This window comes from Brevibacterium antiquum, from assembly GCF_016107655.1.
Taxonomy (GTDB): Bacteria; Actinomycetota; Actinomycetes; order Actinomycetales; family Brevibacteriaceae; genus Brevibacterium; species Brevibacterium antiquum.
The window spans coordinates 376,732-389,276 of the sequence record NZ_JABASX010000003.1 but is presented as its reverse complement, the minus strand read 5'-3'; the positions used below and the strand labels follow the sequence as shown (position 1 = coordinate 389,276).

At 62.0% G+C, this 12,545-nt stretch carries 10 protein-coding genes; 9 read left to right on the top strand and 1 reads right to left on the bottom strand.

Annotated elements, in window-relative coordinates:
* The first annotated feature begins 35 nt into the window (after positions 1-35).
* The 9 genes from pgeF to nrdR all read left to right on the top strand — a co-directional run bounded on the left by pgeF (position 36) and on the right by nrdR (position 10,018).
* The gene (pgeF, locus tag JFC13_RS07215) at positions 36-749 is read left to right on the top strand and encodes a peptidoglycan editing factor PgeF (RefSeq protein ID WP_332839355.1); all 714 of its coding nucleotides are present in this window, start codon (positions 36-38) and stop codon (positions 747-749) included.
* Between the two features lie 76 nt (positions 750-825).
* On the top strand, positions 826-1,314 hold the full coding sequence (locus JFC13_RS07210; RefSeq protein ID WP_198396398.1) for a cell division protein SepF: 489 nt from the start codon (positions 826-828) through the stop codon (positions 1,312-1,314).
* A 102-nt stretch (positions 1,315-1,416) separates the two neighbouring features.
* On the top strand, positions 1,417-1,716 hold the full coding sequence (locus JFC13_RS07205; RefSeq protein WP_143923775.1) for a YggT family protein: 300 nt from the start codon (positions 1,417-1,419) through the stop codon (positions 1,714-1,716).
* Between the two features lie 264 nt (positions 1,717-1,980).
* Positions 1,981-2,817: a DivIVA domain-containing protein gene (locus tag JFC13_RS07200; RefSeq protein ID WP_198396397.1), complete on the top strand. Its 837-nt coding sequence runs from the start codon at positions 1,981-1,983 to the stop codon at positions 2,815-2,817.
* Positions 2,818-2,949: 132 nt separating this feature from the next.
* Entirely contained in the window at positions 2,950-3,495 is a 546-nt protein-coding gene (locus JFC13_RS07195; protein WP_198396396.1) for a signal peptidase II, read from the top strand.
* Positions 3,488-4,411, top strand: coding sequence for an RluA family pseudouridine synthase (locus JFC13_RS07190; RefSeq protein ID WP_198396395.1), 924 nt, complete (start codon positions 3,488-3,490; stop codon positions 4,409-4,411). Before JFC13_RS07195 ends, JFC13_RS07190 begins: the two co-directional genes overlap by 8 nt.
* 226 nt (positions 4,412-4,637) lie before the next feature.
* The gene (gene dnaE, locus JFC13_RS07185) at positions 4,638-8,147 is read left to right on the top strand and encodes a DNA polymerase III subunit alpha (protein WP_232488352.1); all 3,510 of its coding nucleotides are present in this window, start codon (positions 4,638-4,640) and stop codon (positions 8,145-8,147) included.
* Between the two features lie 60 nt (positions 8,148-8,207).
* Positions 8,208-9,518 (top strand): histidinol dehydrogenase, encoded by a 1,311-nt coding sequence (gene hisD / locus JFC13_RS07180; protein WP_198396393.1) that lies wholly within the window; start codon positions 8,208-8,210, stop codon positions 9,516-9,518.
* Positions 9,519-9,520: 2 nt separating this feature from the next.
* Entirely contained in the window at positions 9,521-10,018 is a 498-nt protein-coding gene (nrdR, locus tag JFC13_RS07175; protein WP_198396392.1) for a transcriptional regulator NrdR, read from the top strand.
* A 275-nt stretch (positions 10,019-10,293) separates the two neighbouring features.
* Here nrdR and JFC13_RS07170 read toward each other — a convergent pair whose 3' ends face one another.
* Positions 10,294-12,504, bottom strand: coding sequence for a HelD family protein (locus JFC13_RS07170; protein WP_198396391.1), 2,211 nt, complete (start codon positions 12,502-12,504; stop codon positions 10,294-10,296).
* Positions 12,505-12,545: the final 41 nt, after the last annotated feature.

Sequence of the window (12,545 nt, the reverse complement as noted above, 5' to 3'; positions counted from 1 at the left end):
CGAGATTCGTCGTTCCCGGAAGGCTGAACGCACATGTGGCGTTCACCGACCGGCACGGCGGCTACTCGAGGGGCGACCTGTCATCGTTCAACCTCGCCCGACACGTCGGGGATGATGATGAGCTCGTCGCCGCCAACCGGGCCGCTCTGGCTCAGGTGCTCGGGCTGAGCGGCGAGCGGCTCAGCTTCGTGTCCCAGGTCCATGGAACCGATGTGCGCAACATCGATTCGCCGGAACAGCTGCGTGAGGATCCTGCGACAGCCGACGCTCAGGTCACGACCCGCGCCGGTATCGGACTGGCCATCATGGTCGCAGACTGCACACCGATCATGCTCGCGGACACCGAGGCTGGTGTCATCGGTGCGATTCATGCAGGCCGGCCCGGAATGGCAGCAGGCGTCGTGCCGGAGACGATCACCCACATGCAGAATCTGGGCGCCACGGACATCCATGCGATCATCGGACCATCAGTGTGCCCACGCTGCTACGAAGTTCCTGCCGCACTGCGGGACGAGGTCGCCGCAGTGGAACCCGTGGCCGCCTCCGTGTCTGTGACGGGAACCCCGGCGATCGATGTGGCGGGGGCGGTGGCTGAACAGCTGCGCCGTGCAGGCGTGAGCATCGACCATTTCTCACGGACCTGCACACGGGAATCCGAGGATCTGTTCTCCTACCGGAGGCAGCACAGCACCGGCCGATTCGCAGGCGTGGTCTGGCTCCAGGAAGAAAACACCACGACACACCCATGAGACTCACCCGCCAGGCTGGTCTGTTGAGATAGTTTGGCGGCAGGCGAGGAAGTGCCTAAGGCCGAGGAGTGGAAAAATGTCAGCAATCAAGAAGACGCTGGAATACCTGGGTTTCGTCGAAGAAGAGGACGAGCCCATCGAACGTCGGGACCGTGAGGTCATCGACACCTACGAAGAGCCCGTCGAAGACTACGTCGAGGACGAGGAACGGCCCCCTGCCCAAGTGACGCCGATCCATCCGACACCGATACGTCCAGTTGACTCTCCCGCGCCAGGAATCTCCATGAATCGCATCAAGACCATCCATCCCCGCAGCTATAACGACGCTATGGTGATCGGTGCCGCGTTCCGTGAGGGAACACCGGTGATCATGAACCTGTCCGAGATGGACGAGAACAACTCGAAGCGCCTCGTTGACTTCTCAGCCGGACTGATCTTCGGCCTGCACGGTTCCATCGAGCGCGTGACGAACAAGGTGTTTCTTCTCACCCCTGAGGACATCGAGGTCAGCGGAGAGAACGAGTCGGATCCGGATACTCAGGCGAGCTTCTTCAACCAGAGTTGAGCAGTTCGACGTCGGGTTGACGACGTTCTTATCTCATCCTCAGCTCCGACGTATAGGCTGTGGAGCGACAGCTAAGCATCAAAGAAAGGCACGAGGAAACACGTGGCCATCATCTTCTACATCCTCGGCACGGCACTCAGTCTTTACGTCTATGTTCTCCTGGCACGAGTGGTCCTCGACCTCGTTCAGGTGTTCTCGCGCGAGTGGAAGCCCGCCGGCTTCTTCCTTGTGCTGGCGGAGATCGTGTACACATTGACCGATCCGCCGCTGCGTCTGCTGCGCAAGGTGATTCCACCCTTGCGGTTGGGACAGATCTCACTGGATCTGGGCTTCATCGTGCTGCTGATCGGAATTCAGATCCTGGCATCAGTGCTGTTCAACTTCTCGAGGGTCACCGCCTGAAAACCACCCGCTCGGACAGCGCACGGCGAGGTGTTACGACTTCGTTACGCGAATGATGCACACGTCACTGTGAGGATCGTGAGATGGTCCCCGGTTCGCTGAACAGATCCGAGTGTTGCTAGGCTCGATTATTACAACTTCGTCATATGAAAATTGCGACACGGCTTTTCTGCAGGACAAAACTGCAGGTGTTACGCTAATGTGACGTTGAAGCCGTCTTGATGGCGGCAGCGTAATGAATGTAGATCGACCAAAGGTGACCTCATGGCGCTCACGCCTGAAGACGTAGTAAACAAGCGGTTCCAGCATGTGAAGTTCCGCGACGGGTACGACCAGGATGAAGTCGACGATTTCCTCGATGAGGTTGTCGTAGAGATCCGCCGTCTCTACCAGGAGAACGACGAACTTCGTCAGAAGCTCTCCACTGCCGAACAGCGCGTCAAGGAACTCGACGCCGGCGGGGCATCTGCTGCTGCACCTGCTCAGGACATCGATGCCACTCAGGCTATGCCTGCTGCGGTGCCAGCTCCCTCGTCCCCGAACAACGCCGATGCGCCGAAGCAGGGCCAGACTCCTGCAGCACCTGCTGTTCCGGAGAAGACCGAGCAGTCTTCGGCACCTGCAGTCAAGGAAGCATCGCCCGCTTCGCAGACCCCTCCTGCGAACCAATCAGCTCCAGCCGTCAACGGCGCTGCACCTGCTGCGGCAGGCACTGCCGCCGGGTTGGGCCTCGGATCGAGCTTGGGCAGCGGAGATGGCGACGCTCACGGACTCATCGCTCTTGCTCAGCGCGTCCACGACGAGCACGTGGCAGAGGGCGAACGCCGTCGCGACGAGCTCATCAGGAGTGCAGAGACCGAAGCCAAGGACATCGTCGGCAAGGCCGAGACCAAGCGTGATGAGACCCTGTCGAATCTGGAAACTCAGAAGTCGACTCTCGAGCGTTCGATCGACCAGCTGTCGAACTTCGAGCGTCAGTACCGGACGCGTCTGAAGAGCTACCTCAACGATCAGCTGCGCGACCTCGAGAACTCAACCAGTCTGGCACCGGAGACCCTGGACGGGAACTCCTTCGGTTCGTCGTCGAATCACAAACTCTGATTCGTCACAGCAGACACGCAAGGTCCGGGAACTCCTTGGAGATCCCGGGCCTTGTTCGTGCCCTCATGAGTTGGACCGAAGCTTCGGAGCTGCCGCCTTCGTGCCCTCAGTCAGTGAGTTAGAATGAGCCAAATGAACGACGATGCCACTGAGACGAGACCCCGGCGGCGCAGAATGCTCGGGACGTTGTTCGGCATAGCCGTGATCGTCCTCGTGGTGGATCAGTTCACCAAGTTCCTCGCAGTCACATTACTTGAAGGTCAGGAGCCGATCTCGGTCATCGGCACGCTGGCGGGCTTCAACTTCTACCGGAATCCCGGGGCGGCGCTGGGACTCGGCTCCGGAGTGACCTGGATCTTCCCCCTGATCGCGATCATCGTGTTCGCAGGCATCATCATGCTGTCGAGGAAGTTGGGCTCGGTGGCGTGGGCCATCGGACTGGGACTGCTGCTGGGCGGACTGTTCGGCAACCTTGTGGATCGTCTGTTCCGTGAGCCCGGTTTCCTCCACGGAGCCGTCGTCGATTTCATCGACCTATCGTTTTTCATCTGCAATGTCGCCGACATTGCGATATCCGCAGCGGCAGTCACCCTTGTGGTGGCAAGCCTCAAAGGCATTGAACTGGACGGATCGGACTCGAAGCACCCGAGCACGGTCGGAGAGGACACACATGGCTGAACGCTCGATCCTGGTACCCGAGGGCCTAGAGGGCCAGCGGGTGGACTCGGCGCTGTCGAAGCTGCTGGGGCTCTCCCGCACAGCAGCCGCCGACATCTGCGCAGAAGGGGGCGTGCAGCTGTCCGGACAGATCGTGGCAAAATCAGACCGCGTCGAAGCCGGTGCACGCCTGGACATCATGATGCCCGAGCCTCCACGGCCGTTGGAGGTCGTGGCAGATCCGGTCCCTGGGATGAAGATCGTCCATGACGAGGATTCCTTCGTCGTCGTCGACAAACCCGTTGGCGTCGCGGCACACCCGGCGCTGGGATGGAAGGGGCGCACCGTCGTCGGCGGGCTCGCTGCCGCCGGTTTCAGGATTGCCACTTCGGGTGCGCCTGAGCGGCAGGGGATCGTGCAGCGTCTCGACGTGGGCACCTCGGGCCTGATGGTCATCGCGAAGAGCGAGTACGCCTACAGCGTGCTCAAACGCGCGTTCAAGGAACGTACCGTGGAGAAGACCTATCACGCGGTCGTCCAGGGACTGCCGGATCCGGTGCTCGGCACGATCGACGCACCCATCGCTCGCAATCCGCGACATGACGGCCTCTATGCCGTCCACAGCGGAGGAAAGAACGCGATCACCCACTATGAGGTCCTCGAAGCGCACCGTCGGGCCTCCCTGGTGGAGGTTCATCTCGAAACCGGACGCACCCACCAGATCCGAGTTCATTTCTCCGCCCTCAAGCGTCCCTGCGTCGGTGATCTTCCTTACGGAGCCGATCCGGGCCTGGCCAAGGATCTGCGCCTGGAACGTCAGTGGCTGCACGCCGTCAAACTCGGATTCCATCACCCGGAATCGAACGAATGGGTCGAATTCGAGAGCGGATACCCCGACGACCTGCAATATGCGATCGATCGCATCCGCACACCCTGAACGCAAGCCGGATGAGTGCACCGAACACCGCATCATCTCCTCGCTGAGCGATTCTGCTTCGGCCGCCGAGGTGGTGGCGCAGGCCTCGTCGGGCGAGTCTCCTGTGGACTGATCTGTCAGTCTCGGATGGTCTAAGCTGGTGGTCGCAACACAGGTCATATCAGAGGGAAGGCTGCCAGTGCCGAAAGACGATTTCGTCCATCTTCACGTTCACACCGAATACTCGATGTTGGACGGAGCAGCCCGACTCACGGACCTGATGGCCGCGACGAAGGCCTCGGGAATGTCGGCCATCGCGACCACGGACCATGGTTACCTGTTCGGAGCCTTCGACTTCTGGTCACAGGCGACCGCCGCCGACATCAAACCCATCATCGGAGTCGAAGCCTATGTCACCCCGGGAACTGACCGGCGTGACAAGACGAGGGTGAAATGGCGCACGGACGAGTCGCAGAAACGCGATGACCTCTCAGGCGGCGGCGCCTACACCCACATGACGCTGCTCTCACGCAACAACACCGGCATGCGCAATCTGTTCAAAGCGTCGTCCTATGCCTCCCTCGATTCCGTGTTCAGCAAATGGCCGCGCATCGACCAGGACTTGTTGGAGACCTATTCTGACGGGCTGATCGCGACGACAGGCTGTCCCTCGGGGGAGATCCAGGTTCGTCTGCGCCTGGGACAGTACGAAGAGGCGAGGGCCGCGGCCGGCAAATACCGTGAGATGTTCGGCAAAGACAACTACTACGTCGAACTCATGGATCACGGGCTCTCCATCGAGAAGCGAGTGACCAAGGACCTGATCCGTCTGTCGAAGGAGATGGACATCCCGTTGGTCGCGACCAACGACCTGCACTACACACATGAGTCCGATGCGAAGGCGCACGAGGCGCTGCTGGCTATCCAATCGGGGTCGAAGCTCATCGAGCCCACGTATGACCAGGGCGGTTCGCGCTTCGCCTTCTCCGGATCCGGCTACTATCTGAAGTCTCCTGCGGAGATGCGGGCACTGTTCTCCGAGTTCCCCGAAGCCTGCGACAACACGCTCGAGATCGCCGAGAAGTGCGAAGTCTCTTTCGACACATCTGCGAACTACATGCCGAAGTTCCCGTGCCCGCCCGGAGAGGACGAAACCTCGTGGCTGGTCAAAGAGGTCCAGACGGGCCTCGAATATCGGTATCCGGGAGGAATTCCCGACGATGTTCGCAAACAGGCCGACTACGAACTCGACGTCATCATCTCGATGGGCTTCCCTGGCTACTTCCTCGTCGTCGCCGACTTCATCAACTGGTCGAAGGACAACGGCATCCGGGTCGGCCCAGGACGTGGCTCGGGGGCCGGCTCCATGGTCGCCTACGCGATGCGCATCACCGATCTCGATCCGCTCAAGCACGGACTGTTCTTCGAGCGCTTCCTCAACCCGGACCGTGTCTCCATGCCCGACTTCGACGTCGACTTCGATGATCGTCGCCGCAGCGAGGTCATCGACTATGTGACCAGAAAATACGGCGACGAACGTGTCGCGATGATCGTCACCTACGGCACGATCAAGACGAAGATGGCGCTCAAGGACTCCGCACGAGTCCTCGGCAAGCCGTTCTCGATGGGGGAGCGCCTGACCAAGGTGCTGCCACCGGCCGAGATGGCCAAAGACATTCCGCTGGCCGATATCGAGAACACGGAATCCAAGCGCTACAACGAGGCCGGGGAGTTCAGAGCATTCGTCGACTCGGACACGGATGCGCGTGAGACCTTCGAAACCGCGAAAGGCATCGAGGGACTGAAACGGCAGTGGGGCGTCCACGCAGCCGGAGTGATCATGTCCTCCGATCCGATCATCGACGTCATTCCGATCATGCGCCGGTTCCAGGACGGTCAGGTCATCACCCAGTTCGACTATCCCACCTCTGAGGGGCTCGGACTGATCAAGATGGACTTCCTGGGGCTGCGAAACCTCACGATCATCTCCGACGCTGTGGAGAACATCAAGGCGAACCGTGATTACGATCTCGATCTGGAGCACCTGGATCTCGACGACCGCGGGGCCTACGATCTTCTCTCCCGTGGCGACACCCTCGGTGTGTTCCAGCTCGACGGCGGCGGACTGCGCGCCCTGCTGCGGCTGATGAAGCCGGACAACTTCGAAGACATCTCCGCAACGATTGCGCTCTACCGGCCGGGCCCGATGGGTGCCGACTCCCACACGAACTTCGCGCTGCGTAAGAACGGGCTGCAGGAAGTCACACCGATCCATCCGGAACTCGAAGAGCCGCTCGAGGACATCCTCGGCACCACCTACGGGCTCATCATCTACCAGGAGCAGGTGATGGCGATCGCGCAGAAGGTCGCCGGATACTCGCTGGGTCAAGCAGACATCCTGCGTCGTGCGATGGGCAAGAAGAAGAAGTCCGAGCTGGACAAACAGCAGGTGGGCTTCTTCGGAGGGATGAAGGAACGCGGCTACTCCGAGGCGGCAGCTCAGGCGCTGTGGGACATCCTGCTGCCCTTCTCCGACTATGCGTTCAACAAGGCCCACTCTGCCGCCTATGGTCTCGTGTCCTACTGGACCGCGTTCCTCAAAGCCCACTACACGGCGGAGTACATGGCCGCTCTGCTCACCTCGGTGGGCGACAACAAAGACAAGCTGGCCATCTACCTCAACGAGTGCCGGCGGTTGGGCATCACCGTGCTGCCTCCGGACGTCAACGATTCGGCCCTGCACTTCACCCCAGTCGGTCAGGACATCCGCTTCGGCATGGGCGCAGTACGCAACGTCGGTGCCAATGTCGTCGACGGCATCGTCGAGGCACGTGAGGAGAAGGGGGCATTCACCTCGTTCACCGATTTCCTCGACAAAGTGCCCAGCCACGTGTGCAACAAGCGCACGATCGAATCACTCATCAAGGCCGGCGGATTCGACTCGCTGGGACAGACCCGGCGCTCCCTCGTCGAAGTCCACGAAGAGGCAGTGGATTCGGTCATCGGCGTCAAACGTCAGGAGGCCAACGGACAGTTCGACCTGTTCGCCGGCCTCGGCGGGGACGATGACGAACCGAGCTTCTCCGTGGCGATACCCGATCGCCCCGAATGGGAGAAGAAGGAGAAGCTGGCCTTCGAACGCGACATGATCGGCCTCTATGTCTCCGACCACCCCCTCAACGGTCTTGAGGGGGTCCTCGCCGCCGAATCGGAGGCCTCCATCGCCGATGTGGTGGATCCGGAGACCCACCGCCACGACGGTTCCCAGGTGAAGATCTGCGGCATGATCACCCAGGTTGCGCGCAAGGTCTCGAAGAACTCGGGCAAACCGTATGCGATCGTGACCGTGGAGGACCTCGAGGCAGAGGTCGAGGTGATGTTCTTCGGCGACACCTACGAACCCGTGGCGAGCCTGCTGGCCACCGACCTCGTCATCAGCCTGACCGGACGCATCCGACTCTCCGATGATCGACCGACCTCGATGATGGCGATGTCGATGACGATCCCTGATGTCACCGATCCGAAGGACCGGCCGCTCAACCTGATGCTGCCGATGGAGAAGGCCACGGAGGAGATGGCATCCAATCTGCTCCGGGTCCTCGAATCGCACAAGGGACAGACCGATGTGCACCTGGTCCTCTCACAGCCGGGCAGACAGACCGTGATGCGGCTCGACCGCGCCATCCGCGTCGACCCGAACCCCAGCCTCTACGGTGACCTCAAGGCACTGTTGGGATCTCGTTGCCTGACCGCCTGAGGCAATGCGTGACCGCCTGGAGCGGAGGCAGGGGCAATCGGCGAAGGGACGGGGACTAGAATGGTGCGAGTGAACATTCTGGACTTCCGCGGTGAGAGACTGAGCAAGAGATTCCTCAAGCAGAGGCTGCCCCGTGCCGCCGATACACATGCCGATATCGAACGAAGAGTGGCCGAACTGCTGAGCCAGGTGCAGACGGGCGGTACTCGTGCCGTGAAGGAATTCACCGCGAGATTCGACTCCGTCGAACTCGAGACTCTGCGTGTGCCCGCCTCCGAGCTGAAGCGCGCCGAAGACGAACTGGACACTTCCGTCAAAGCTGCCCTGGTCGAATCGATCTCTCGCGCCAGGAAGGTCGCTGACGACCAGCGCCCCACCGATGTCCGCACAGAACTGGTCTCCGGGGCCCACGTCACCACACGGCACCTGCCGATCGAACGGGTCGGCCTCTATGTGCCCGGCGGTCTGGCCGTCTATCCATCCACCGTCGTGATGAACGTCGTGCCGGCTCAGGCAGCAGGGTCCGCCTCACTGGCCATCGCCAGCCCACCCCAGAGCAACGGACTGCCTCACCCCACAGTGCTCGCCACAGCTCACATCCTCGGCATCGATGAGGTCTGGGCCATGGGCGGTGCCCAGGCCATCGGAGCACTTGCCTACGGGCTTGACGATGAGGAGCAGCTGGAACCCGTCGATCTCATCACCGGCCCGGGCAACGCCTACGTCGCCGCCGCGAAATCACTCATGCGAACCCACGTGGGCATCGACGCGGTCGCCGGTCCCACCGAGATCATCATCCTCGCCGATGCGAGCGCCGATCCGGCGTTCGTCGCCGCCGACCTCATCAGCCAGGCCGAACACGACGAACTGGCTGCCTCCGTCCTCGTCACCGATTCGACCGAACTGGTTGAACGCGTGCAGGCCCAACTCTCCGCCCAGGTGCCTGCCGCGACCCACAAGGAGCGGATCGGCATCGCCCTGGCAGGAAAGCAGTCCGCCATCGTCCTCGTCGATGATCTGGACGCAGGAATCGACGTCGTCAACGGATACGCCGGAGAGCACGTCGAGGTCCACACCGCCGACGCTCATTCTGTTGCCGCGCGGATCACCAACGGGGGAGCGGTGTTCGTGGGGGACTGGGCACCGGTGTCGCTGGGAGACTACTGCGCAGGATCGAATCACGTCCTGCCCACGATGGGAACGGCAGCACACGGATCCGGGCTGGGCGTGCACTCATTCATCAAGGTCAGCCAGGTCATCGACTATGACCGTTCGGCTCTGGCCGAGGTTGCCGACCACATCGAGGTGCTGGCGGACAGCGAGCAGCTCCCCGCTCACGGTCGAGCCGTCAGCATCAGGTTCGAGGAGTAGATATGCGTTGTCCGTTCTGTCGTGAATCAGATTCTCGAGTCGTCGATTCGCGGACCAGTGAAGATGGCGCCGCGATCCGTCGCAGGCGTCAGTGCCGTCATTGCGGGCGCCGCTTCACAACCATGGAAGCGACCAGTCTGTCGGTGATCAAGCGCTCCGGAGTGACAGAGGAGTTCTCCCGTCAGAAGATCATGTCTGGTGTGCGCAAAGCCTGTCAGGGGCGACCGGTCAACGATGACGATCTGGCGAAGCTGGCACAGAAGGTCGAAGAGGACATCCGTTCCAAGGGGATTGCTGAGATCGACGCCGACGAGGTGGGACTGAGCATCCTCGAGCCGCTGCGTGAGCTCGACCAGGTCGCGTACCTGCGGTTCGCCAGCGTCTACCAGGGCTTCGACTCCCTGGAAGACTTTGAGACGGCGATCGACTCCCTGCGCGCGGATGCGGCTCTGAAATCGGGCGATGCCAGGCAGGCGACGCCCGAAGATTTCCAGGACTGAGAAAACCACCCCATAAATCTGTGAGCGGAGTAGCCCAGCGCACCGATTCTTGTGTAACATTGACAGTGCGCGCTTCTGGCGCGCGGCCGCTTGCGGTTCGGAGGGGAAGCCGAACCGTTAAGCGGCCCTTTACTTTCTCCATGAGGATGGAAACAGCCTGGTCGCAGGCCGAATATCTGCGCAGAGAGAAACTGAGGGCGCATCGGAGATGACTCCGATGCGCCCTCAGTCTGCGTCCAGCCGGTGCCGGTCGACGCGAGAGATGCCGCGCTGACTCAGTCGGCCATGAGGTCGCTCAGTTCGGTCGCTGCCGCAGCCAGGATCCGCAGCCGGTCCGTGGTTCGAGTCAGCGATACATAGAGCGCGCCGACCCCGTCCTCGTGACCGTCAGGGGCGATCAGCCCCGGTTCGACGATGACGACCGAATCGAATTCGAGTCCCTTCGCCTGCTGCGCCGTGATGACTGCGATCTGATGGTCGAGGCTGGTGACCGAACGGCCGATGTCGAAGCCGGCGAGCACCTCGGCGGCGGAATCGATGAGATCGACAGGCGCGATCACGGCGATCTTCCCGCCTTCCACGGATTCGACCTCTTCCGTGATGGTGGGCACGAGGGCATTGACCGCGTCCTGCGCCGAAGCGAACGACCGCATCTGCGGGTCGGGGCCGCCCTGTCGGACGGATTCGACGAGTTCGAGCTGCGGGAAATGACGGTGCAGGTAGCGGTTGGCCAGGTCCATCACCGACTGAGGCGTCCGGTAGGACACGGTCAGCACCTGCAGTGCGTAACGGTCGCCGACGAACTCGGACAGGATGGAATTCCACGTCCGGGTGTTGTCCACGTGCGAGGACTGTGCCAGGTCGCCCACGACAGTCGCGGACTTCGACGGAACTCGTCGGAAGAGCACGCGCCACTGCATGGGCGAAAGCTCCTGAGCCTCATCGACGACGAGGTGGCCGTAGGTCCATTCGCGATCGTCGAGCGCCCGCTCTGCCAGGGTGACAGTCGGCCCTTCTTCTTCCCACCTGGCGGCCAGCGTCTCGGCATCGATGAGGGCAGAGGTGTCCGTCATGTCGAGGACCGCCTCGGCGTACTCACGAGCGGACTCGTCGCGGGCAGCAGTCTGCTGCGGACTGCTGCCGAGCAGTTCCGCGAGTTCGTCGAGGAGAGGAACGTCTTCAACGGTGAGCTCGGCGTTGGACGGGCGAATCAGCGTCTGCTGATCGTCGGGGGAGAGCAGGTTCCTGGCAGCGGCCTGCAGCTTGTGCGGTTTGGACAGCAGGGCACGCAGTGCCGCAGCAGGACTGATCGGGAACCAGGCGAGGTTGAGAGCTCGGCGCACATCCACGCTCGAGCGCAGCTCGTCCATCAGCTCCGGCAGTCTCTCACCTGCACCGTCGAGGCCCATCTCCCTGGCCAGATCTTCTGCGAGTGTCTTGAGCAGACCTGAGACGAAGCCGTTGCGGGCGGCATTGTGAGCATCCCCGCTGCGACGGGCTCGATCGCGAGCTCCGCGCACGTCGCGGCGGCGCAGCCAGATGGTGTGCGAGCCGACGCGCAGCTCTTCGTCCTGCTCGGGTATCCGCTCGTAGTTCGCGATGTGGTTCTTCAGCACCGCAGCCATCTCGGAGCGGCCCTTGATCACTGCCACATCCGTGTCATCGGTCAGCTCGGTCTCGAGACCTGGGTAGAGCTGGCCCGGTGTCAGCAGAAGCGCACCGGTCTCGCCGAGGCTGGGCAGGACCTTCTCGATGTACTTGAGGAACACAGTGGAGGGGCCGACGAGCAGCACGCCCGACTTGGCGATCCGCTCCCGGTGCCGATAGAGGAGGAAGGCCGCGCGGTGGAGTGCCACCGCCGTCTTTCCGGTTCCCGGCCCACCCTGAACCACGAGCACACCCTGGAGCGGTTGGCGGATGATGGCATCCTGCTCGGCCTGAATGGTCGCGACGATATCGCCCATTCGACCGGTCCGGTGATTGGTCAGTGCCGCAATCAGCGCACCCTCGCCCTGCAGATTCGATCGGTCTGCATCGTCGAGAGCATCGATGTCGAGCACATCGTCTTCGAGGTCTGTGACCGTGCGGTTCTTCGTCACCAGGTGGCGGCGCCGGACGACTCCCGCCGGGTTGGCAGCAGTCGACTGGTAGAAGCGCTCCGAAGCCGGTGCGCGCCAGTCGATGAGGATCTGCTGACGGTTGGCGTCGGTGAGCCCGATCCGTCCGATGTAGCTGGGCTCGGCGTCTGATCTGAAATCGAGACGACCGAAGCACAGCCCGTCTTCGGCGCTGTTGAGCCGGATCAGCTGGTCCTCATACAGGGTGGCGAACGCATCCCGTTCGCTCCGGTGCTGATGATTGCCGCCGACTTCGGAGATCCTCACCGTACCCAGCCGGGCAGTTGCCTCATCTCGTAATTCGTCGAGTCGTGCATAGAGCTCGTCAAGCTTGACCTGCTCGACGCGTATTTCTGAAGTCTCGGTCATCTCACCTTCCCAATCGGCATTCCATTATGCCGAACTTTTCT